The following is a 21,380-nucleotide window of genomic DNA, read 5'->3' on the forward strand; positions in this document are numbered from 1 at the left end:
CCGAGACGATTCACGCGGCTTCCGTTGCTGTCCGACACGGCAGAGGCGACCGCACGGTCGGGATTGATCCCTGTTCTCTAATTCGACCTGCTCCGATAGTCCACTAGTCGCGGCCAGCATTCCTGATAGCCAAGATACAGTCCGGCAATCAGTGCGAGTCCGCCCATGTACATCTCCCAGACGCCGACCGTCGAATGGCCTGCTACAACGCTTTGGAGGCTGTTGTGTTCGATCAACATCCCGCTGACAGTGAACACGATGGATCCGATCGCAGAACCAATGAGTGCGAGGAGTTCGGTGACGGATCCGGAAACCAACTCGTCCATTATAGCACGATTGGGAACTCCGAAGGAAAATCCGTTTCGGGTTTGAGCGACGCTCGAAATCGTTTATTTGTCGGCTCCGTATACGCCACGTATGGGACGATACGGTAATCTCGATTACGGACTGTTAACCAAAACGGGCTTTCTACTCGGCGTCGGACTGTTCGCGCTGGGCGCTGGCGGCGGTGCAGTCGGCCACTCCCTCTACGGAGCACTCCCGGCGTGGGAAACGACCATGTTCACGTACGCCGAGGTGATCGGCATTCTGCTCGGACTGTTCTCGCCGTTCCTGTTCGGGATTTTCCTGCCGCTCACAGAATGACAAACAGCTGAACGATCGAAAGTCGTTCAAGCCAACGGAAAGACCGTCGACAAGACGAGAACAGAAACGAGACCGGTCACGGAAATGAGTGTCGTGACCACGGTCCACGTTTTCAGCGTCTCTGCTTGTGTCAGTCCACCGATCTCTTTGACCAACCAGAAGCCCGAATCGTTGTACCACGAACAGATGTTTCCGCCAGCGCCGATGACCATCACGAGATACGCCGGATGGACGGCGAGTTGACTTGCCAGCGGAGCCATAATGCCCGCCGTGGTGAGCATCGCTGCCGTTGCCGATCCCTGTGCGATACGGACGATCGCAGCGATGAGCCACGCGGTTACCAGCAGCCCGATACCGACCTCTTTGAGACCAGTAGCGATGTAGGTTCCGATTCCGGAGGCGGCGAGCATCGCGCCGAACGCCCCGCCCATCGCGGTGATCGCAGCAATGTTCCCACCGCTTTTCAGCGCCTCCGTAAGCTCGTCCTCCCACACCGATCGAGAGAGATCGGACCACCGGAGGTAGGTGAGCGCCGCGACGATGGCCGCGATCGTCAGCGCGACGTTCTTGTCCCCGATGAACGCAACGGCCGGTTCGATAGTTGACAAGGATGGATACCATGCTTTGAGACCATCGACGACCGTGAACGACGCGACCAGCACGACGGCGAGCAGGATCGGAAGCACCGATTCGAACACCCCCGGGAACGAATCCATATCCCGCTTGGCGCGCTGTTTGAGTTCCTCGGTCGTGGTCCCCATCGTGTCCCGGAGTGGAATCGTCAGCCGGCTGTTGATCCACCGGCCATAAACGAGACCGCTCATGGCGGCCGAGGGAATGGCGACTGCGACACCGATCAACATCGTTATTCCGAGCGAAACGCCAATCTCATCGGCAACAGCCAGCGGTCCCGGCGTCGGTGGAATGAACACGTGGGCCGTCGCGCCCCCGGCACCGACAGCCACGATGTACAGCGTGTAATTTTTCCCCACCCGAGCGCGCATTGAACGCGCTAGCGGTGCGAGCAGGTAGAACACGCTGTCGAAAAACACCGGAATCGCCAGTACTGCACTGCTCCCCCACAGAGCGAAATCGGAGTTGCCCTTACCGACGACTGACTGGAACGCGCGGACGATGCGCTGGGCAGCCCCGCTTTCGAGCATCGATTTTCCGATGATGGCCGCCATGAGAATCGGAATCCCGATTCCTGCCATTCCATTACCGAACTCCGTCGCCGTTTTCGCCGCGGCATCACCGAACGTGAAGTCCCCGACGAACACCGCATTGACGAGTCCCACCGAGAACGCGGCGATCGCTAGGCCCACGAACGCCGGAAGATCCCAGACGGCGAGCAAGACGACGACCATAACGAGTCCAACGATGAACGTGATCAACGGGCTATGTGCGAATTCAAGTACCATATGTCACAAACCCTCATCCCAGTTGTTCATTGAAAATGTTTTCCATTATGGATAATCCGCAATGATTATTGAGTATAATTTCCGTTTTTATGTATATATGTGGGAATATAGCCTACGTTTATAGTATTTTTCTATATGACTTCGCTTACTGCGTCTCGGATTAGTCCTCACTACGAAAAGAGGATACTCGTGTGTAACAAGCAGCATAAAGACGGTTCTCACGGTGTTATTCGATCGAGAACGAACGTCGTCAGACAGCCATCGAAGCGATCAGTAGGTGCGCTGTCGCAGGTCAGTAGAACTCTCGGACGAGATCCATCGCGTCGTCGGGTGCGCCGTCGGGGATATCCGCCATGTTTTCGGTCAATCCGTGGGCTTCGTTGTAGGACGTGCTCTCTTCGTCCTGGTAGATGACGCCTTGGTATTCAGCGTCATTGTCGAGGATAGCCTCCGTGGCTTGGTCGTAATCAGAGGCGTCGTACTCCTCGTCTTCGTCGAGATCGACCAGTGAATCACGGAAGTAATCGTACGTGTCCACGTCGTTGAACGTCACACACGGGCTGTACACATTGACGAAGCCAAAGCCGTCGTGTTCGACTGCTTGTTTAACGATCTCAGCGTGGCGCTGGGCGTCAGAAGAGAACGACTGAGCGATGAACGTCCCACCAGCCGCGAGCGCGAGCGCGAGCGGATTGACGGGGGCTTGTTTCGGCCCTTCGGGAGAGGTTGATGTCTCGAAGTCCTCCCGGCTCGTCGGGGAGAACTGCCCCTTGGTCAGGCCGTAGATCCGGTTGTCCATGACGACGTACGTCATGTCCATGTTTCGCCGGACCGCGTGAATGAAGTGGCCGACACCGATGGAGTAGCCATCACCGTCGCCGCCGGCGACCATCACTTCTAGTTCGGGGTTTGCGGCTTTCACGCCGATTCCGACCGGGAGCGCACGACCGTGAACGCCGTGGAGCGCGTATGAATGCATGTACGTCCCGATCTTTCCCGAGCAACCGATCCCGGCGACGACAAACGTGTTATCGGGATCATTGCCCGTTTCCGCGAGCGCTTTCATCATACCGTTCATCGTCCCGAAGTCACCACAGCCGGGACACCACGTGGGTTGCTTGTCGGATTTGAAATCAGTGAATCGAACGTCTGAGCTCATGCTGTCACCTCCGTGCCCGTTGCGAGCACGTCTTTGATCTCGGATGCGAGTTCGTCGGCCTTGAACCGAACGCCGTTGTATTTGTTGATCCGGTCGACGCGGGAAAGCGTGTCGTGTTCGAGGAGATCCGCGAACTGCCCACCGGCGTTGCATTCAACAACGATCACTTCATCGGCGTTCTCAATCTCTTCGGTCAGATCCGCCCGGGGGAACATGTACGAACAGGAGAGGAACCGAACGGAGATCCCATCGTCTTCGAGGAAATCCAGTGCCTCGCGGATCGCGCCCTCGTTCGATCCCCACGAGATGACGAGCGTGTCCGAGTCCTCCTCACCGAACTCGCGGTACTCCCAGTTTTCGCGTTCGATCGCGGTTTCGACCTTCCGTGTGCGCTTGTCAACCTGCTCGATACGGACATCCGTATCCTCGGTCCGCCGACCGAGTTCGTCGTGTTCCAATCCCGTCGTCATGTGAGCGCCGCCGGACGTGCCGGGCAGCGTTCGGGGACTGATGCCGTCGTCGGTCGGGTAGTGGGGCTGGAACTGTCCTTGGTCGTTCTGCCATGCTTCTACGTCCGACGGTTCGACGAGATTACCGCGCTCGATCTCGACCTCGTCCATGTCGAACTCCTCGGGTGCGAACGTCTGCTCGGTAACTGCGAGCGAGAGGTCGCTCGTAACGTACACCGGCACCTGGTATTTCTCTGCGAGATTGAACGCTTCGACGGTTTTGTGGAAACACTCTGCGACCGTCGTTGGCGCAAGCACAAATCGAGGGACTTCACCGTGTCCACCATATAATAACTGATTGAGATCGCCCTGTTCCTGTTTGGTCGGCATCCCTGTGGAGGGCCCCGAGCGCATCACGTCACAAATGACCAACGGCGTTTCAGTCGTTGCGACCAACCCGAACGTCTCGGTCATCAGGTCGATGCCCGGTCCCGAGGTCGCTGTCATCGAGCGTGCACCAGCCCGCGCCGCCCCGAGTGCGAGGTTGATCGCTGATAGCTCGTCTTCTGCTTGGATGACAGACCCACCGTAGCGCTCGATCCGGCCGGTGAGATACTCCATCACGTCCGTGGCTGGCGTGATCGGATAGCCGGCGTAAAACCGACAGCCGGCGGCGATCGCTCCCATGCCGATCGCCTCGTCGCCGTTCAAGAGCACGTAGTCGTTGTCCGTCGTTTCGAGTTCGTACTCGAAGTCGTGATCGTAGTTTTCCGTAACGTACTCCTGTCCGAGCCGTGCGGCCTCCTTGTTGTTCTCGACGATTGAGGTGCCTTTGTCACCGAACCGCTTTTCTAAGGACTCGTCCAGTTTCTCGATCGGGAACGACGCGACTTCACAGGCTACACCAAGCGCGACGACGTTGCGCATGATCGCGCCGCCGGCGTCCTCTGCGAGGCTCTTGAGCGGGACATCGAGCCCGATCATCTCGTCCGGGATCTCGAGATCCTGCATCGTCGTGCGTTCACCGTCGTAGATGATGACACTCCCCTCGTGTAGCTCATCGAGATTCTCATCCACCGTGCGCTGGGTGAGCGCGATCAGGATGTCGAGCCGGTCGACAACGCTCTCGACTTGCTCCACCGACGTTCGAACTTTGTACGCCGTGTACCCGCCACGGATCCGTGACGCGAAATCCTTAGACGTGAACACGTGCCGCCCTGCCCGCGAGAGGGCTTGCGCAAATATTTTCCCCGTTGAATCGATGCCATCGCCAGCTTCGCCGCCGATGGCCCAATTGAGATCTTTGTGCATACTGTTTCAAACGTACCTCTCGCCGGTCCAAAAGACTTCTGAATGCTTAATATCGATTCTACCAAAATTGCAATAATAGTGTCATAAATACGTGACGTCACAATAATCGAATTATCACGGCTATAACGCGCTGATATAGGCGTGAAATGCATATTTTGAATCTCCGAATTTGATTCACTCATCGTATTTATCAATATAGTATATTCAGTTATATCAGATTATTATGATGGTCCGAATACGACGTTCGGCGTCCCTTTCATCACTGCCGTAATGCAGTGGACTAACGTGTGTGGACGGAAACGGGAATGTATGAACGCTACCCCCGTTCCAGTGGTGTCGGTTCAATCCGTTGGGAGTGACGCCGTCGCTCTTGAACTCCGTTCTCCGGAGGGCTTCGACGCCCGACCGGGACAGTTCGTCAAATTGTCAGCCACGGTCGACGGCGAAGATGTCTCTCGGTTCTACACGATCTCCTCGCCGCATATCACGGAGACGTTCGAGACGACGCTGACGATCGATCCGACAGGAACGTTCGGTCCGTATCTCTCGGAGTTGGAGTCGGGTGACACGATCGGTGTGGCTGGGCCATTCGGGGACGCCTATTACGAAGACGAGGCACAGACGCTCATCGTCGCGGGCGGCCCTGGAGTCGGTCCGGCTGTCGGGATTGCAGAACGGACCTTGATGGACAGCGGAGAAACAGCCATCGTGTACGTCGACGAGGACCCGATCCACGAACAGCGTCTCAGTGCGCTGTCAGAGCAAGGGGCGACGGTGTTCGTCGTCTCCGATAGCGACGCCCTCCCATCAGCAATCGAGGAGGCGACGGACGGCACGGAGCCACAGCCGTTCGTGTACGGGTTTGCTGACTTTCTCGAAGTAGCAACCGATGCCCTCGGTGCTGCTGGTGTGGATACGGACACGGCCAAAACAGAGAACTTCGGTCCTGCTCCCGACGCGTAGCCACGCGCTCTGGAGTCGGTACCGTTTCGGTCGCCTATCACGTGGTGTCGCTATGCGACGCCAAACGTACGGCACGCTTTCGGTCATCGCGTTCACTCTGATCCTCGTGAGCTTCGTGATCCTCGGGTTTTCGCGCATCGTCCTTCCCTACCGGACCGCACGAATGCTTGCTGCCCCGACGCTGTTAGTGGGGTTCGCACTCGTCTGCTTTCTGTTCATTCAGGGCGTTCTTTCGTGGATCGGTGTGAGCCGTCTCCAATAACGACTCGCGGTCCGTCGTGAACGATCGTCCACCCCACAGATCGTACGGAAGAGCGTGTAAATCGCCCGATTCACGGGACCAATCCGAAGCCACGTAGTTTTTAACACAGCAGCCAGTACTCTGCCGTAACCGAGAGCACGGTCGCCCCTGGGTGCAAGCGGGCGACCGGCGAGCGGCAACTGCCGAAAGACACGATTGTTCTCGCCGGTGGACTGTACGGTCGCATGACGCGACGATTGCGCCTTCGGGCGGCGTACTCGGAGGTCTACAATGGAAATCGAAATCGCAACGATCGGTGGATACGAGGAGGTTGGCCGCCAGATGACGGCTGTCCGCACCGGAGACGACGTGATCGTCTTCGATATGGGGCTGAACCTCTCACAGGTACTGATACACGACAACGTCGAGACCGAGCGGATGCACAGTCTCGATCTCATTGACATGGACGCGATCCCGGACGATCGCGTGATGTCGGATCTCGAAGGCGACGTACAGGCGATCGTTCCGACTCACGGACACTTGGATCACATCGGGGCGATATCGAAGCTCGCACACAGATACGACGCGCCCATCGTCGCCACGCCGTTCACGATCGAACTGGTGAAACAACAGATTCAGTCCGAAGAGAAGTTCGGGGTGAACAACGACCTCGTGAAGATGAGCGCGGGTGAGACCCGTCAGATCGGGGATTCGGGCAACGTCGAACTGGAGTTCGTCAACGTCACCCACTCGATCATCGACGCCATCAACCCCGTTGTTCACACACCGGAAGGGTCGATCGTTTATGGGCTGGACAAACGCATGGATCACTCCCCAGTCATCGGTGATCCGATCGATATGCAGCGGTTCCGTGAGATCGGCCGGGAAGGCAATGGCGTGCTCGCGTACATCGAGGACTGTACCAACGCGGGACGGAAGGGCCGCACACCGAGTGAGTCCGTCGCGCGCAGCCATCTCAAGGATGTGCTGTACAGCATGGAGGACTACGACGGCGGTATCGTCGCCACCACGTTCTCCAGTCACATCGCGCGCGTTCGGAGTCTCGTCGAGTTCGCTGACGACATCGGTCGGCAGCCGGTGTTGCTCGGTCGATCGATGGAGAAATACTCCGGGACGGCCGAACGATTGGACTTCGTTGACTTCCCGGAGGGACTGGGGATGTACGGCCACCGGAAATCCGTCGATCGGACGTTCAAGCGGATCATGAACGAGGGGAAAGAGGATTTCCTCCCCATCGTCACGGGGCACCAGGGTGAGCCGCGCGCGATGCTCACGCGGATGGGGCGCGGTGAGACTCCCTACGAGCTTTCAGATGGAGACAAAGTGGTGTTCTCAGCACGGATCATTCCCGAGCCGACCAATAAGGGCCAGCGCTACCAGTCTGAGCGTCTCCTCAATATGCAGGGCGCGCGGATCTACGATGATGTCCACGTCTCTGGTCACCTGAGCGAAGAAGGTCATTATGAGATGCTCCAAGCCCTCCAGCCCCAACACGTTATTCCAGCCCACCAGAGCATGGAGGGCTTTGCGCCCTACGCCGACCTCTGTCGGTCACAAGGGTACACGCTCGGGCGTGATCTTCACGTAACTAGCAATGGAAACATGATTCAACTCGTAGAGTAAATCCGTTACTACGCACCAGTACAACTATGAGCTCGATAGACCGCGACCGAGTAACCGCGGCCCTCACCAAGCGTCGTGGTCTCGTGAACGACGCCCTGACTGAGACGCTCCCGATCGATCACCCTGAACAGCTGTATGCTGCCTCCCGCCACCTGCTGGACGCAGGCGGGAAGCGGCTCCGGCCGAGTGTGCTGTTGCTCGTCGCAGAGGCGCTCACCGACACCGCCCCGTTGAACGATGAGTACCGATCGTTCGGTCCACAGGACATCGATATCATGAGTGCGGCTGTGAGCGTTGAGATTATCCAGTCGTTCACGTTGATCCACGACGATATTATGGACGATGACGACCTTCGACGAGGAGTGCCGTCGGTCCACGAGGCGTACGATCTCGACACCGCGATCCTTGCCGGCGACACCCTCTATTCGAAGGCCTTTGAGTGTATGCTCGACACCGGCGCGTCGGCCAGCCGAAGCGTCCGCGCACTCGAAGAACTAGCGACGACCTGCACGGAGATCTGCGAGGGCCAAGCGCTCGATGTGGCCTTCGAACGAAACGACGGAGTCACGACCGCCGAGTATCTCGAAATGATCGAGTTGAAAACGGCCGTCCTGTACGCCGCGGCAGCGAGCATCCCAGCGATCTTGCTCGGCGCTGACGACAAAACCGTTGAAGCCCTACACCAGTACGGCATCGATGTTGGGATGGCCTTTCAGGTGCAGGACGATCTCCTTGATCTCACAGTGTCGAGTGAGCGACTCGGCAAGCAACGCGGAAGCGATCTCGTTGAGGGCAAACGAACGCTCATCACGCTCCACGCCAAAGAGCAAGGCATCGACGTTGATGGACTCGTTACCACAGATAGCGTAGATTCAGTGACCGAACACGACATTGAGACCGCCGTGGATGTGCTTGAAGAGGCCGGCAGCATCGAGTACGCACGGAACACGGCGCGGGATCTGATCACGAACGGAAAGAACCGCCTCGATGTACTCCCCGACTGTGAGGCCCGGACCGTACTAGAGGACATCGCAGATTACCTCATCGAACGACGGTATTGACACGCCCGATCCACGCCGGTTTTGATCCCCCGTCGTTTCTCTACACGCATGGACGACGATCTCAGAGAGCGCATCGAGCGCAAGGCGGAGGTGAGCGCGCTGTACAACGCGCTCAAGCACAACAACGAAGCGCAGGTCGGAGCGATCATGGGTCCGCTCATGGGCGAGAATCCGGAATTTCGGGCGCACGGGGATCGGGTCCCTGAAATCATCGCACCGATCATCGATCGGATCAACGCCTTGTCTCCGGCTGAGCGCCGCGAGCGGCTCGCAGAACTCGACCCGGACCGGCTCACAGAACTCACCGCCGAGACCGAGACTGACGAGGACCACGATCCGCTGGGTGAACTTCCTAACGCCGACGCGTACGACGAGATCCGGATGCGACTGGCCCCGAATCCCAACGGACCGTGGCACCTCGGCAACGCTCGGATGCCGGCTGTCATTGGAACGTACAAAGACCGGTACGACGGCTGGATGCTGTGTCGATTCGACGACACCGATCCTGAAACCAAACGCCCGGATCTCGACGCCTACGGCGACATCCTTGACGCCATAGAGTATCTTGGATTCGAACCGGACGCGGTGATCCGCGCCTCCGACCGGCTTGAAACGTATTATGAATACGCACGCGAACTGATCGAACTAGGGGGGGCGTACACATGCACCTGTTCGGCGGAAACGTTCTCGGAGCTAAAAAACGCCGGAGAGCCGTGCCCACACCGCGCAAAGGACATCGAGACCGTTATGGAGGAGTTCGAAGCGATGATCGCTGGCGAGTACGATCCCGGCGACATCGTACTGCGGGTCCGAACCGATATCGAGCACAAAAACCCCGCGCTCCGTGACTGGGCCGCCTTCCGGATGATCGATACGCCACATCCCCGCGAGGAGGCAGCCGGCTATCGGTGCTGGCCGATCTTGGATTTCCAGAGCGGGATCGACGACCAACTCATGGAGATTTCACACATCATCCGAGGGATCGACCTTCAAGACTCAGCGCGCAGACAGCGGTTCCTCTATGAGTACTTCGACTGGGAGTATCCCGAAGTGGTCCACTGGGGGCACGTGCAGATCGACGCCTATGACGTGAAGATGAGCACCTCGACGATCAAAGGTCTCATCGCGGAGGGGGAACTTGACGGCTGGGACGACCCACGCGCGCCGACGCTCGCAAGCCTTCGAAAGCGCGGAATACAAGGTGAGGCGATCGTTTCGGCGCTCGTCGAACTCGGAACCTCGACGAGCGACGTGGATCTTGCGTTGTCAGCGGTGTACGCTGCTAACCGCGAACTGATCGACGACGACACCGACCGCGCGTTTTTCGTTCGGGACGGCGTCGAAAAGCCCGTAGTGAACGGACCGGACGCCGGAACGCCGCCCGTTCATCCCGACTACGACGAGCGAGGTGACCGAACCATTCCCGTCGATGGTGCCGTCGTCGTCGAACCGGCAGACGTACCGCCCAACGGCGAACGCGTCTGGCTCAAAGGGTACGGCTGCGTCCGGCATACCCGCGACGCATTCGAGTTCACCGGTGATGGGATCGACGCCGTCAGAGAGGAGGATGTTCCGGTCGTTCATTGGGTCCCTGCGGATGAGAACGTTCCGCTCACCCTACGGACCATGGACGGACCGGTGACGGGACACGCAGAGCCCGGTCTCCGGGAGTACGCCCCCGATGACATCGTCCAGTTCGAACGCGTCGGGTTCGCTAGGATCGATGCGATGAACGACGACGCCGTCGCCTACTTCGCTCACCCCTAACTCGGCCCGTCACACAATAATGACGCGACACAGGCGACTTGATAACAGCCGGGAACACGTTTAAGTGTCTGCCAACGAACCATCTAGTTATCAATGCCTATCGATCCACAGTTCGAAGAAAACAAAGAGCACGTCGGGGAGGAGAACGGCGTAGACGTTTGGGGACCGACCGACCCGCCGGAGGAACTCGGTATCCACGGCACGCACGTCGCTGTCGACTACGACATCTGCGTCGGTGACGGCGCGTGTCTTGAGGACTGCCCGGTAGACGTTTTCACGTGGGTCGATACGCCCGACCATCCTGAAAGCGAAATCAAAGCCGAACCGACACACGAAGCCCAGTGCATCGACTGTATGCTCTGTGTTGATGTCTGCCCTGTCGACGCCATCGATGTCGATCCCGGCCGCGCTGGACGCATCTAACCGCCTGAACGAGTCGCTCGTTGCCTTCTGGTCAACTTTTAGTAGTTACTAGTTCATTCCCATTAACCATATAAAATTTGATGTCTTGGTAAAAAGCTATTAACGTCCCGTGGTAGTCATAGCCAGACAGGGAAACTGATGTCAATACACTCGATCGTTCTCACGAAAGGGGTACCGGATTTCCGCGAAGGGCAAGTCTCGTTCGACGAGGACGGGCATTTAGAGCGGGGAAAGACACCGACAGTGATGAACCCGAACGACGAGCACGCGCTCCGGGGAGCACTGCAGACGAAAGTGCGCCACAGCGGGCGGGTAAGCGTGATGAGCATGGGTCCGCCGGGGTACGGCGACGTGCTCCAAGAGGCGATGGAGTCGGTGTACGCCGACGATCTGTATTTGTTGTCGGATCGTGAGCTTGCGGCCTCGGACACGTGGGCGACGGCGATCACTCTCGCAACGGGGTTGGAGAAGCTCGGGGTTCCGGATCTCGTTTTTGCGGGCTTCAAGACCGCCGACGGAGAGACGGGTCACACCGGCCCACAAACCTGTTGGGCGTTAGACCTCCCCATGATCACACACGTCGTTTCGATCGACGTAGACGAAGCGGAGCGAATAGTACGGGCACAGCGATTGGTTGAAGGCGATGTCGAGGAGATCGAGACCGTCGAGACCGAACTGCCCGCGTTCATCGTCGTCGATCCGGAGTTCGACACGAGCTACCGCACGGCCGGCGAGCGGTTAGTGTTGAAAGACTTGCGCGAGCGGACGACCGACCGTGCCGAAGAGCACGAGCAGCATCTGACGACGTGGGACCACGAGGATTTGAACCTCGATCCGGACTACATCGGATTGGACGGGTCGCCAACGATCGTTTCCTCGGTCGATCCGATCCCGAAACCCCCTGCCGAACGCGACGCGACAGTGGTTGACCCGACCGATGAGGACGGAATGAGCGAAGTGTTCGAGGAGATGCAGCCGTTGGCTGCAGGGGGTGATTAATCGTGGCGGAACTTGACCCAAGTGAGTACACAATCGCGGAACTCGGCCCGGAGATCAAAGAGATCGAGGACGTAGCCACGCTTGAGGAGGTTCTCGAAGCTGAACGGAACACTAAAGATCGAGAGGGAGCGAAAACGCTCCTCGAAAGCCGGATCGAGAAGTTTAGCGAGGACGACGACGCCGATGTTGGGGATCTCGATCTCAGTGAGATGTCGGTCGCTGATCTCGGCAACGCTCTCCAAGACATCGACGAGATGGAGACGCTTGAATCGCTGCTCGAACGCGAAGCAGAGGAACAAAACCGCGACAGTGCGACGCGGCTCATCGAGAGCCGCATCGACTCGGTGGCCGGCAGCGGTGAGTCGGACATTGAACAAACTCAGCAATCACCCGAAGAGAAACACCCAGAACTCGATCATCCGACAGCGGACAAAGGTCACGTTCGTGCGCTTGAGAACGGCACGTACCGCGACATGTGGGTGTACTGTGAGACCCAATCGGGCGCACTGCTCGATGTTTCCAAAGAGATGCTCGGCAAGGCTCGTCGGCTGATGGACGAGTACAACGAGAACTACGACGCGAACGAGCGCGTCGTCGCAGTGGTGATCGGAAATGACGTTGCTGGACTCGCAGAGGAAACCATCGGCTATGGGGCAGACGTTGCCGTCTACTACGAGGACGACCGGCTCGACCGGTTCCGGCATACGCCGTACACTGAGATCTTCGCTGACATGGCTCGTTCTGGGGGAGACTGGCGTGACTACGATGAGCCGCGCTACACGCTGTTTCCGGCGACGAACAACGGACGGGATCTCTCGGCACAAGTCCAGGCCGAACTCGACAGCGGGCTGGCAAGCGACTGTTCGGGGCTGTACATCGAGGAAAGCGTCATCAGCAATCCCGTCAAAACCGGCCGACCGGGCGAGAACAAGACGTTCGAACGCGTCTTACACATGAAGCGCCCGGATTTCAGCGGCTTCGAATACTCAACTATCCTCTGTCTTGACAATCCTGCGCGGGAGTTCCATCCCCAAGGAGCGTCAGTGATACCGGGCAGTTTCGAACTGCCCGCGTTCGACGGCGACCGGGAGGGCCAACTCGTCGAACACGAACTGGCGCTGGATCCTGAGTGGCTTCAAGTTGAGGTAATCGCTTACGACCGACTCGACACCGGGGTGGATCTGTCGGACCACGACGTGGTTGTCGCGCTGGGTCGAGGGATCGGTGACGATCCGACGCACGGGATGGAACTCGGTGTTGAACTGGCAGACACGTTCGAAGACGCTGGCGTTGGAGTCTCACGAGGGATCGTTACGGGATCGTACGATTTCGCGGGACACATCGAGGGGTACACCCACGAAGAGCGCCAGATTGGCGAGACTGGTCAGGTCGTTGCGCCGAAGCTGTACATCGCTGCGGGTATCAGCGGTGCCATTCAGCACAAGGTCGGCATGGACGAATCGGAAACGATCATCGCGGTCAACACCGATCCTGACGCACGGATCCGCGATTTCAGCGATTATTTCATCGAGGGCGATCTGTTCGAGGTGCTACCTCAACTGACGGCGGCGCTGAAAGCCGGAGAACTGGATCTGAAAGCGGTTGCTGACGGTGGCGTCGGAGCGGACGATGGAGGTGATACTGATGAGTGAAACATACGAACACTACGAAGCCGTCGTCGTCGGGGCCGGTCCCGGCGGTGCGGCCACAGCAGCGAAACTGGCGGATGAAGGCATCGAGACGCTCGTGTTAGAACGCGGCGTCGACGCGGGCGCAAAGAACGTTTCCGGCGGACTACTCTACGCCGAGCAGTCGGCACCCTACACGATCGACGACCTGTTTCCGGACATCCGTGCGGCGGCAACCGAACGGCCGATCACGGAGTATTACATGCAGAACGTCGCCGGAGAGAAGGTCAAGGAGTACGATCTCACATCACTTCACGAGCACGACACGGCGTGGTCCGACGCAGTGCTCAGACGACGGATGGATTCATGGCTCGCAGAGCGAGTTCACGAACGCACCCGTGAAACGGGTGGCGGACTGCTAACGGGGATTCACGCGAACGGACTGCTCCGAGAAAACGGGGAGATCGTTGGCGTCACCTGTGACGAGATCGATCCTATTCGGGCAGATCTCATTGTGGCTGCCGATGGAGTGAACAGCGAACTCGCACGCGACGCTGGCTTGATGGATTGGGACGAACCAGAAGAGTGGTTCCAAGGCGTCAAGGCGACCGTCGATATGCCGGCTGTCGATGATCGATTCGGAATCGAACCGGACGAGGGCGTCGCGCACCTGTTTTCCGGCGATCTATTCGAAGGCGTCCGTGGCGGGGGCTTTCTGTACACCAACACAGATTCGCTGTCGATTGGCGCGGTGTTCCACCTCGACAGCCTCGTCGAAGAACGCGCCGAGCCACACGAACTGTTGAACGCGCTGCTCACCCATCCCTTGTTGGCCCGATGGCTTGGCGAGGAGTACACCGAGGTCGAATACGCCGCGAAGCTCGTGCCCGATTCGAAAAAGGTGGCTCACACGTCGCCGCACAAGGACCGCCTTGTGCTTGTGGGTGACGCAGCCGGACAGATGCAGGCCCAAGGGCCGATCATCAAGGGCATGAACCACGCAGTGAGTGCCGGTGCGCTGGCCGCCGAAGCGTTCGCGACAGCCAAGCGACGGAATAATCCTGAATCGGCGGGCAAGCGATACGAGCGGAAACTCAAAGAGAGTGGCGTGATGAAGAAACTCAGACCGAAGCGCTACGAGCGGCTACGGCCGATCGGTGAACGCGAGAAAACGACTGATGTGGTCGATCGGTTGCTCACATCGCCAATCGGTCGCGTCGGACTCAAAGCGATGGACTCTATCGGGTTGGTAGAGCGGCTGTACAGTTCACCGTTCATGTCGATGTCGATCCCGGACACACGAACGCCTTACGTCACGCTGCCAACGGTTATCGCGGAGGAACTCGGCGCGCCAGTTCGTGACCGATCCACTGTCGAGCCACCGAGCCTTGAAGAACGGATCGGTGAGTTGACGTACGACACGGATATCGGTAATCCGCACATCCGACTGCGCGATAGCTCGGTAGAAGCGAGCGGAACGGCCGTTTCTGCGTGTCCCGTCAGTGCGACAGATTTCGGTGGCGGCTGTTACCGGGAGGAGACGATCACGACTAACGGTGATACGAAACACGTCGTGAGTCTTGACACCCAGCCGTGTATCGAGTGTGGGACGTGTGCTGTCGTTGCCGACACCGATTGGGAACATCCGGGCGGTGGCAAGGGCGTCGAATTCACTCGCGGCTAATCCACAGAGCATGAACACCGAACGCCACGAGCGGATCGCTACGCTGACCGAACAGGCCCGTCAGGATCGAGCGGCGTTCGAACCACCGGCGGACCCGCCCGATGAGGAGCGCGCCGTCGGACTGCTCCGGAACGGCGTTGGACCTGCTGTTAGCGTGTATATCGAAGCACACGCCACCGACGAACCAGCACGGTTCGATCCCGGCGAACTGTCGCGGCTCGAACGCGCGATGAACGACTGGCTCACCCTGTACGCTCGGTGCTATGACGTGTCAATCGACGCTGAATTCACCGTTCGTGAAGCCGCTGAACTGCTGCTCGAAACGCACGATATCAAGGATACGGCACAGCTGTTGACTCAAGTACCACCGCGTGCTAGAAACAACACCGGTACAAATGGTTAAGTAGTGAGGTGTGATATTATTACACATGCAGTTCTCCGATGAGCTCGAATTCACCCACCGAGACCGGAAGGATGTGTACGAACATGTCGAGCGATACGGGACTGTCGAGTACGAAGCGGCACGAACAGCACTCAACATGGAACCGTCGGCATTCGGCCATCACGTAGCGATTCTAAAGCGCGATGGGATTATCAGAGAGGACGACAATCATCTTTCGATCGCGTTCGAGAGCGGGACCGAACAGCGGTTTTCGGAGGATGATGTCGAAATCGTGATCCGTCAAGCTCACGAGAGCGATCTCAGCGGACTCGTTGGGGCGATCCGGACGGCCATCGACGACGAGACGTACATCGTTGCCGAAAACATCGCGGACATCGTTGATCACGAGAACGTCTTGCTCCGGCACAATGATCTTCGATCCCGCGTGTTTTTCGTTGCGACGGTCAACGAGGACGTGGTTGGATGGGTACATCTCAACGCGCCCGAAATCGAAAAACTGAGCCACACAGCGGAACTCACTGTCGGCGTCCTCCCCGCGTATCGCGGGTACGGGATCGGGAGTCGTCTGCTCCAACGCGGACTGGAATGGGCCTCTGAACAGGGGTATGAAAAGGTGTACAACAGCGTTCCCTCTACTAACGAAGAGGCGATCGAATTCCTCGACAGCCATGGCTGGGAAACCGAAGCGGTTCGGGAAGATCATTACCTGATCAATGGTGAATACATCGATGAGGTAATGATGGCTGTCTCACTTTAGGGCCACTGCTCTTCGGTCCCATCGAGCGGCTCAGCCACAACACCGTCCTGCTGGGCTAACGCCCGCGCGTGGGCTGGACAGACGGCTCTGGTGTCTGCCCACGGTATGTAGAGCCTGACCGCTGTGCTGTTCTCACACTCCGAAACGTCACAGGACATACCCTCCGTAGCACACCGATCCTAACAGTCGTTCCGCCCGTACTACCAGTCGATCCGTGCCGTAGATCATCACACCTGATCAATATGAATTGTATTAATATATTAACCAATAATGTTTTATTTCACTACATTATTCATCAATACGGAGTCAATCATGCAAACGAAGCGTTCGATCGGAAACACGCGGCGTGAGTACCGATGTGGTGAGTGTACGTGTGGCCCGGACTGTGAGTGTGGCGGGGATTGCGGTGGCAACTGCACGTGTTGAGTCGCCCGTGTTCCTACAGGAACACTGCTACCACGAACAGCACGAACATGCTAGCGGTGAGTAGTAGCTGCATGGCGGCCGATCCAACGACGCCGGCTGTTGCGAACAGCGCGGCTTTCGCGCCGGCTTTGGCGTCTCGGTGACGGACGTATTCGGCAAGGAAGACGGTGCCAGCGATTCCCACCAACAGCCCGAGCGGACCGGTGAGAAACAGCAACACGACGCCAACGACGGCAGCGAGTCCGGTTGTCACGAGCGTCGCACCACCGGCGCGGGCGGTGATCGCGCCACCGAAGAGATCGGCCAGAATCGCACTGAGACCGAGGACGGTGAGGACGAACACCGCGACCAGACCGGGGTCAGAAAACCCCGTCGACCACCAGTACAGAACCACGCCCAGCAGCGAGAGGGGAGCGCCCGGCAGCATCGGAACGCCGCTCCCGACGACACCAACGAGCAACAACACCACCGCAACGAGTAACACGAGTTCACTCATCGTACCAGCTCCGCTCGTCTTGGGCCGCGCTCGTCCCGTACTGATCGACCAGTGGGCGGAGCGTGCGACCGAGCGCCCGCCGACAGCCACTCGATGAATGAAAGTCCAGCGCCGTTGCTACTGCCGACCACGGGCGGGCCTGTAACACTCGTGTGACAAGTAGTCGTTCTTGCCGGGACGAAAGTGAGTCACACGCCTGGTCGCTCAAAGCCGTAAGCGCAAGGCGTCGGAACGGCTCGGGATGCATGTCGAACTGACCGGGACCGTACGCCGCGCTGGCGACGAGTCGCCACTCCCGATCTGTGAGATCCGCCGTGATTGCGGTATCGGTCGCCCTAAGAGCTGCCCGCACGACATCGGGATCAACGCCCGAGAGGGTGTCCGTCAGCATCCCGCCGATCCGGGCACGAAACCAGTCGGCGTGGCGATCGTACAGCCCGGACGACCCTGAACGGAGCATCACCGCGCTGTGTTCGCCGCTGGTCTCGTTTCTGGTTGTTGAAAGGTGTACCATTCGATATCCATTACGGTTCCAAAACCGAATGAGTTCGGGCGTCGCTCCGTAAGCGACGCCGAACCAGTCGGCGTCGAATTCGGCGTGGATCGATTCCAACAGCCGCGTTCCGAGTCCACGCGAGCGCACTGCCGGGTGGGTCGCGATGCGCATGACTCTCTGTCCGATCGGTTTCGTCGCCTCAGGATCACGGAGTTGGCCCGTGAGCAAATCTGGTAGCATGTTCCCCTGTAGCCGTTCGCCACGGTAGGCCGCGCGTCGTGTTTCCGAGGCAAGACCGCCTTCGCGGGCGAGCAACGCGACCGCCACGACGTGCCCATCGTGTGTCAGAGTCCGCACGGAGAGGTTCGGCGCGTCGAGCACGCGAGCGAGGTCGTCGGGTTCGGTTCGGTAGTGAGCAAGCACAAGAAGGCCGAACAGCTCCCGAAGCTGGTGTTCGTCGTCAAGCAGGCCGGCTGGTGTCGGTCGCTCGTAATCGACGGTGTCGGGTCGTGCGTCGGTCACTAACTGGTCGACAACCGGCCGCGCATCGAGTAAGAGCGTATGGAACGCCCACCGCTCGATCGGATCCGTGGGCGCATACCGAATCGGGGTGTCCATCGTGCATTCGGTAACGTCGAGCGCGCTGTCTTCGAGCCGATCGCGGAACCGCACGGAGAACCCACGGCCAGCGCCTTCATACCCGTGGATGGTGGTGGTGAACACCACTGGCGTGGAGGTGAGAAACCGTTCCAGCAACCCCACTGGAAGCGCGGCGGCCTCGTCAACGACGACGGCGTCGGGATCGTTTGGAAGCGCCGTTGCACTGTCGGGCGGTTCGAAGTACACCCGCCCACCCGTTGTCGTGCGGAGATCGGTCTCTGTCGTCTCGCTGAGCACGTCGAGCTGTTCACATAACTCCCGAGCGCGAGCGAATACTGCCGTGGTGCCAGTCACGGCTGGCGCGGTCACGAGAACGCGTCGCCCTGTGGCCGCGAGCGAACCGGCTGCGAGACCTGCCGCGCTGGATTTCCCCCGGCCGCGATCGGTTTCAACGACGGTGGCACAGCCCGGCTCACGAAGCCGTTCGAGCGTCCGGAGCGTTCGGGCTTGGTCCGTGGTGAGACAGGCTTGGTAGGCAGCCGCCGGAAACGCATGATTCGGCGGTGGCTGGGGCTGAACCGCCGTGGTCGTCGGTGACGGATCGGTCGTCCCTTCGTGAACCACTGTCTGCGTCGTCAGATCCACGATGGCGATACCGTCGTGACGGCGGAGCAGCGAGACCAGGCGGCGACGGAATCGTCCTGTCACATCCGCCACATCGTCGGGCGGAACGGCGAGCGTCGCATCGAACTGGTCGCGGCGATCGACCCACGAATCGAGCGGTGGTGTTAACAACACGAACAATCCCCCCCCGTCGACCGCGCCAGCGACGCGACCGATGGTGTTGGGACGACACTCCTCGTGTGCGTCGATGACGATACAGTCGTGTGTCGTCCCGAGGAGCGTCGTTACTTGCGTTGGGGAATATCGATCGAGGCGTTCGGCAGACTGGTGTCCGACGAGCACCGCGTCGTCGAAATCGGCGGCGGAAACCACTGTTGTCGCGGCGTCGAGTGTACTCTCGTGGGAGCCGGTGAGCACAAGCAGCCGTCGCTCGTTCGCGCGTCGGGCCTCGGCCAGAAGCGTATCCACAAGTTCCCCGAGCATATCCGAACCAACGGCCCGACTCTCAAGCCTCCACCGGTCATCGGTGCTCCGTCGTGTGTCGATCCCACACGGTCGCGTGTGTTCGGAAGCGCTTTTATGGACGGCTATAGTAAGTCGGTGTACAACCCGTGTGGGGTTGATGATACTCCCAGCCAGGGACAACTCGCCGACTGCGTTGAGCACCGCTCGACACATAACCGGACGTAACCGGTTAACTGATCGGCAGTGGATCGTGAGAAAGACATATCGACTGGAGTGTTCTCACGGCCCACGAGGCGGGGGAGTGCGAGCCACCACATGGGAGGCAATACAACAATGTCAGTTTATGTAGATTTCGACGTTCCGGCTGATCTTGCTGAAGACGCCATCGAGGCGCTGCAGGTCGCCCGGGACACAGGCTCGGTGAAAAAAGGGACGAACGAAACGACGAAGGCGATCGAGCGCACCAGCGCGGAGTTGGTGTACATCGCTGAAGACGTTCAGCCCGAGGAGGTCGTCATGCACCTTCCGGAGCTGTGTGATGAAAAGGACATTCCCTACGTCTTCGTCGAAACGCAGGATGACATCGGCCATGCCGCCGGTCTCGAAGTCGGGAGCGCGGCTGCGGCGCTCGTCGACGCCGGCGAGGCCGAAGGCAGCGTCGATGACATCACGAATAAACTTGAGGACCTCAGGTAAATGAGCGCGGAAGATCAGGAGGGTGCGACGGCCGCGGAAGTCGTCGAAATCGTTGGCAAGACCGGTATGCACGGCGAAGCCATGCAGGTCAAATGTCGCATCCTCTCCGGCGGCAACCAAGGTCGAATCATCACACGGAACGTTCTCGGGCCGGTACGCGAGGGCGATGTCCTACAGCTCCGTGAAACCGCCCGGGAAGCAGACGCCATCGGAGGCCAGTAAACGATGCCAACGACGCGAACCTGCGATTTCAGCGGCGAAGAAATCGAACCCGGTACGGGCATCATGTACGTCCGCAACGACGGTACCGTGCTGCATTTCAAAGATTCGAAATGCGAGAAAAACTACTTCATGGGCCGCGAAGCCCGTGATCTCGAATGGACAGAAGCAGGCCGTCCCGACCGCGACACCGAGGACGACGACGTGATTGCTGATGTCGACCGGGACGAAGCGACTGACACAGGTGTCGAGGGCGAACCCGGTGCTGCCGACCAGCCCACCACGGAGACTGAAACGTCCGATTCCGACGAGGAGACGCAAGAGGAGGCGAAATGACCGAAGAACGCACGTTCGTGATGGCGAAGCCCGACGCGGTACAACGGGGATTGATCGGTGAGATCGTCACCCGTCTCGAAGACCGAGGGCTGAAGCTCGTCGGCGGGAAGTTCATGCAGATCGACGACGAACTCGCTCGTGAACACTACGCCGAACACGCCGACAAGCCGTTTTTCGACGGTCTAACCTCGTTCATCACGTCTGGACCCGTGTTTGCGATGGTGTGGGAAGGCGAGGACGCGATCCGGCAGGTCCGCCAGATGATGGGCGCGACCGATCCCGCTGAGGCCGCGCCTGGGACGATCCGTGGCGATTACGCGCTGGATCTCGGACGGAACGTCATCCACGGCTCGGATCACGAGGATCCAGGATCGAACGAGCGCGAGATCAACCTCTTTTTCGATCCGGACGAACTCATCGACTACGAGCGGATCGATGAGGGGTGGCTGTACGAGTGACATCCTCCT

General features: G+C 59.2%; 23 protein-coding genes. 16 read left to right on the top strand and 7 right to left on the bottom strand.

Annotation, left to right across the window (positions count from 1 at the left end; genetic code table 11):
• Nucleotides 1–77: 77 nt before the first annotated feature.
• Complete coding sequence (locus tag EIK79_RS13720) at nucleotides 78–326, bottom strand: hypothetical protein (RefSeq protein ID WP_124955678.1); 249 nt, start codon at nucleotides 324–326, stop codon at nucleotides 78–80.
• A 91-nt stretch (nucleotides 327–417) separates the two neighbouring features.
• Between EIK79_RS13720 and EIK79_RS13725 the strand changes: the two genes are divergently transcribed.
• Nucleotides 418–645: a DUF7860 family protein gene (locus EIK79_RS13725; protein WP_124955679.1), complete on the top strand. Its 228-nt coding sequence runs from the start codon at nucleotides 418–420 to the stop codon at nucleotides 643–645.
• Between the two features lie 26 nt (nucleotides 646–671).
• Here the strand turns inward: EIK79_RS13725 and EIK79_RS13730 are convergent, their stop codons facing one another.
• The 3 genes from EIK79_RS13730 to EIK79_RS13740 all read right to left on the bottom strand — a co-directional run bounded on the left by EIK79_RS13730 (nucleotide 672) and on the right by EIK79_RS13740 (nucleotide 4,985).
• The gene (locus EIK79_RS13730) at nucleotides 672–2,066 is read right to left on the bottom strand and encodes a GntP family permease (RefSeq protein WP_124955680.1); all 1,395 of its coding nucleotides are present in this window, start codon (nucleotides 2,064–2,066) and stop codon (nucleotides 672–674) included.
• Nucleotides 2,067–2,358: 292 nt separating this feature from the next.
• Entirely contained in the window at nucleotides 2,359–3,225 is an 867-nt protein-coding gene (locus EIK79_RS13735) for a 2-oxoacid:ferredoxin oxidoreductase subunit beta (protein WP_124955681.1), read from the bottom strand.
• Nucleotides 3,222–4,985 (bottom strand): 2-oxoacid:acceptor oxidoreductase subunit alpha, encoded by a 1,764-nt coding sequence (locus tag EIK79_RS13740; RefSeq protein WP_124955682.1) that lies wholly within the window; start codon nucleotides 4,983–4,985, stop codon nucleotides 3,222–3,224. The genes EIK79_RS13735 and EIK79_RS13740 overlap by 4 nt, the downstream gene beginning before the upstream one ends.
• Nucleotides 4,986–5,294: 309 nt before the next feature.
• Here EIK79_RS13740 and EIK79_RS13745 point away from each other — a divergent pair, with 309 nt between their 5' ends.
• From EIK79_RS13745 to EIK79_RS13795, 11 genes are all read left to right on the top strand, one after another.
• The gene (locus EIK79_RS13745; protein WP_124955683.1) at nucleotides 5,295–5,948 is read left to right on the top strand and encodes an FAD-binding oxidoreductase; all 654 of its coding nucleotides are present in this window, start codon (nucleotides 5,295–5,297) and stop codon (nucleotides 5,946–5,948) included.
• Between the two features lie 52 nt (nucleotides 5,949–6,000).
• Nucleotides 6,001–6,210, top strand: coding sequence for a hypothetical protein (locus EIK79_RS13750; protein WP_124955684.1), 210 nt, complete (start codon nucleotides 6,001–6,003; stop codon nucleotides 6,208–6,210).
• A 270-nt stretch (nucleotides 6,211–6,480) separates the two neighbouring features.
• The gene (locus tag EIK79_RS13755; RefSeq protein ID WP_124955685.1) at nucleotides 6,481–7,833 is read left to right on the top strand and encodes a ribonuclease J; all 1,353 of its coding nucleotides are present in this window, start codon (nucleotides 6,481–6,483) and stop codon (nucleotides 7,831–7,833) included.
• A 26-nt stretch (nucleotides 7,834–7,859) separates the two neighbouring features.
• Nucleotides 7,860–8,894 carry a geranylfarnesyl diphosphate synthase gene (gene idsA3, locus EIK79_RS13760; protein WP_124955686.1) on the top strand — a complete coding sequence of 345 codons (1,035 nt, stop codon included), beginning with the start codon at nucleotides 7,860–7,862 and terminating at the stop codon, nucleotides 8,892–8,894.
• Between the two features lie 48 nt (nucleotides 8,895–8,942).
• The gene (locus tag EIK79_RS13765) at nucleotides 8,943–10,661 is read left to right on the top strand and encodes a glutamate--tRNA ligase (RefSeq protein ID WP_124955687.1); all 1,719 of its coding nucleotides are present in this window, start codon (nucleotides 8,943–8,945) and stop codon (nucleotides 10,659–10,661) included.
• 93 nt (nucleotides 10,662–10,754) lie between these two features.
• A complete protein-coding gene (locus tag EIK79_RS13770) occupies nucleotides 10,755–11,084 on the top strand; it encodes a 4Fe-4S dicluster domain-containing protein (protein ID WP_124955688.1) in 330 nt (109 codons plus the stop codon).
• A gap of 144 nt (nucleotides 11,085–11,228) precedes the next feature.
• Nucleotides 11,229–12,083, top strand: coding sequence for an electron transfer flavoprotein subunit beta/FixA family protein (locus EIK79_RS13775; RefSeq protein ID WP_124955739.1), 855 nt, complete (start codon nucleotides 11,229–11,231; stop codon nucleotides 12,081–12,083).
• A gap of 2 nt (nucleotides 12,084–12,085) precedes the next feature.
• Nucleotides 12,086–13,735 (top strand): electron transfer flavoprotein subunit alpha/FixB family protein, encoded by a 1,650-nt coding sequence (locus tag EIK79_RS13780; RefSeq protein WP_124955689.1) that lies wholly within the window; start codon nucleotides 12,086–12,088, stop codon nucleotides 13,733–13,735.
• Nucleotides 13,728–15,395, top strand: a complete 1,668-nt coding sequence (locus EIK79_RS13785) for an FAD-dependent monooxygenase (RefSeq protein ID WP_124955690.1) — start codon at nucleotides 13,728–13,730, stop codon at nucleotides 15,393–15,395. Before EIK79_RS13780 ends, EIK79_RS13785 begins: the two co-directional genes overlap by 8 nt.
• A 10-nt stretch (nucleotides 15,396–15,405) precedes the next feature.
• Nucleotides 15,406–15,798: a hypothetical protein gene (locus EIK79_RS13790; protein ID WP_124955691.1), complete on the top strand. Its 393-nt coding sequence runs from the start codon at nucleotides 15,406–15,408 to the stop codon at nucleotides 15,796–15,798.
• Between the two features lie 25 nt (nucleotides 15,799–15,823).
• Nucleotides 15,824–16,555 carry a GNAT family N-acetyltransferase gene (locus EIK79_RS13795; protein WP_124955692.1) on the top strand — a complete coding sequence of 244 codons (732 nt, stop codon included), beginning with the start codon at nucleotides 15,824–15,826 and terminating at the stop codon, nucleotides 16,553–16,555.
• Here EIK79_RS13795 and EIK79_RS18185 read toward each other — a convergent pair.
• From EIK79_RS18185 to tmcA, 3 genes are all read right to left on the bottom strand, one after another.
• On the bottom strand, nucleotides 16,552–16,713 hold the full coding sequence (locus EIK79_RS18185) for a hypothetical protein (protein WP_185715645.1): 162 nt from the start codon (nucleotides 16,711–16,713) through the stop codon (nucleotides 16,552–16,554). The genes EIK79_RS13795 and EIK79_RS18185 overlap by 4 nt on opposite strands.
• A 281-nt stretch (nucleotides 16,714–16,994) precedes the next feature.
• Nucleotides 16,995–17,477 carry a DUF456 domain-containing protein gene (locus EIK79_RS13800; protein WP_124955693.1) on the bottom strand — a complete coding sequence of 161 codons (483 nt, stop codon included), beginning with the start codon at nucleotides 17,475–17,477 and terminating at the stop codon, nucleotides 16,995–16,997.
• The gene (gene tmcA / locus EIK79_RS13805; protein ID WP_124955694.1) at nucleotides 17,470–19,680 is read right to left on the bottom strand and encodes a tRNA(Met) cytidine acetyltransferase TmcA; all 2,211 of its coding nucleotides are present in this window, start codon (nucleotides 19,678–19,680) and stop codon (nucleotides 17,470–17,472) included. The genes EIK79_RS13800 and tmcA overlap by 8 nt, the downstream gene beginning before the upstream one ends.
• Before the next feature lie 315 nt (nucleotides 19,681–19,995).
• Between tmcA and rpl7ae the strand changes: the two genes are divergently transcribed.
• From rpl7ae to ndk, 4 genes are read left to right on the top strand one after another with little or no spacing between them, the layout of a single operon-like run.
• Nucleotides 19,996–20,358 (top strand): 50S ribosomal protein L7Ae, encoded by a 363-nt coding sequence (gene rpl7ae / locus EIK79_RS13810; protein WP_124955695.1) that lies wholly within the window; start codon nucleotides 19,996–19,998, stop codon nucleotides 20,356–20,358.
• Complete coding sequence (locus EIK79_RS13815) at nucleotides 20,359–20,580, top strand: 30S ribosomal protein S28e (RefSeq protein WP_124955696.1); 222 nt, start codon at nucleotides 20,359–20,361, stop codon at nucleotides 20,578–20,580.
• Between the two features lie 3 nt (nucleotides 20,581–20,583).
• On the top strand, nucleotides 20,584–20,913 hold the full coding sequence (locus tag EIK79_RS13820) for a 50S ribosomal protein L24e (protein WP_124955697.1): 330 nt from the start codon (nucleotides 20,584–20,586) through the stop codon (nucleotides 20,911–20,913).
• Complete coding sequence (gene ndk, locus EIK79_RS13825; protein WP_124955698.1) at nucleotides 20,910–21,371, top strand: nucleoside-diphosphate kinase; 462 nt, start codon at nucleotides 20,910–20,912, stop codon at nucleotides 21,369–21,371. Before EIK79_RS13820 ends, ndk begins: the two co-directional genes overlap by 4 nt.
• The last annotated feature ends 9 nt before the right edge of the window (nucleotides 21,372–21,380 follow it).

It is taken from the genome of Halocatena pleomorpha (assembly GCF_003862495.1).
In the GTDB taxonomy this organism is placed as follows: domain Archaea; phylum Halobacteriota; class Halobacteria; order Halobacteriales; family Haloarculaceae; genus Halocatena; species Halocatena pleomorpha.

Coding starts and splice junctions, on each gene's coding strand:
- EIK79_RS13720 (WP_124955678.1), bottom strand. CDS start 326: ATGGACGAGTTGGTTTCCGGATCCGTCACCGAACTCCTCGCACTCATT.
- EIK79_RS13725 (WP_124955679.1), top strand. CDS start 418: ATGGGACGATACGGTAATCTCGATTACGGACTGTTAACCAAAACGGGC.
- EIK79_RS13730 (WP_124955680.1), bottom strand. CDS start 2,066: ATGGTACTTGAATTCGCACATAGCCCGTTGATCACGTTCATCGTTGGA.
- EIK79_RS13735 (WP_124955681.1), bottom strand. CDS start 3,225: ATGAGCTCAGACGTTCGATTCACTGATTTCAAATCCGACAAGCAACCC.
- EIK79_RS13740 (WP_124955682.1), bottom strand. CDS start 4,985: ATGCACAAAGATCTCAATTGGGCCATCGGCGGCGAAGCTGGCGATGGC.
- EIK79_RS13745 (WP_124955683.1), top strand. CDS start 5,295: ATGAACGCTACCCCCGTTCCAGTGGTGTCGGTTCAATCCGTTGGGAGT.
- EIK79_RS13750 (WP_124955684.1), top strand. CDS start 6,001: ATGCGACGCCAAACGTACGGCACGCTTTCGGTCATCGCGTTCACTCTG.
- EIK79_RS13755 (WP_124955685.1), top strand. CDS start 6,481: ATGGAAATCGAAATCGCAACGATCGGTGGATACGAGGAGGTTGGCCGC.
- idsA3 (WP_124955686.1), top strand. CDS start 7,860: ATGAGCTCGATAGACCGCGACCGAGTAACCGCGGCCCTCACCAAGCGT.
- EIK79_RS13765 (WP_124955687.1), top strand. CDS start 8,943: ATGGACGACGATCTCAGAGAGCGCATCGAGCGCAAGGCGGAGGTGAGC.
- EIK79_RS13770 (WP_124955688.1), top strand. CDS start 10,755: ATGCCTATCGATCCACAGTTCGAAGAAAACAAAGAGCACGTCGGGGAG.
- EIK79_RS13785 (WP_124955690.1), top strand. CDS start 13,728: ATGAGTGAAACATACGAACACTACGAAGCCGTCGTCGTCGGGGCCGGT.
- EIK79_RS13790 (WP_124955691.1), top strand. CDS start 15,406: ATGAACACCGAACGCCACGAGCGGATCGCTACGCTGACCGAACAGGCC.
- EIK79_RS13795 (WP_124955692.1), top strand. CDS start 15,824: ATGCAGTTCTCCGATGAGCTCGAATTCACCCACCGAGACCGGAAGGAT.
- EIK79_RS18185 (WP_185715645.1), bottom strand. CDS start 16,713: ATGTCCTGTGACGTTTCGGAGTGTGAGAACAGCACAGCGGTCAGGCTC.
- EIK79_RS13800 (WP_124955693.1), bottom strand. CDS start 17,477: ATGAGTGAACTCGTGTTACTCGTTGCGGTGGTGTTGTTGCTCGTTGGT.
- tmcA (WP_124955694.1), bottom strand. CDS start 19,680: ATGCTCGGGGAACTTGTGGATACGCTTCTGGCCGAGGCCCGACGCGCG.
- rpl7ae (WP_124955695.1), top strand. CDS start 19,996: ATGTCAGTTTATGTAGATTTCGACGTTCCGGCTGATCTTGCTGAAGAC.
- EIK79_RS13815 (WP_124955696.1), top strand. CDS start 20,359: ATGAGCGCGGAAGATCAGGAGGGTGCGACGGCCGCGGAAGTCGTCGAA.
- EIK79_RS13820 (WP_124955697.1), top strand. CDS start 20,584: ATGCCAACGACGCGAACCTGCGATTTCAGCGGCGAAGAAATCGAACCC.
- ndk (WP_124955698.1), top strand. CDS start 20,910: ATGACCGAAGAACGCACGTTCGTGATGGCGAAGCCCGACGCGGTACAA.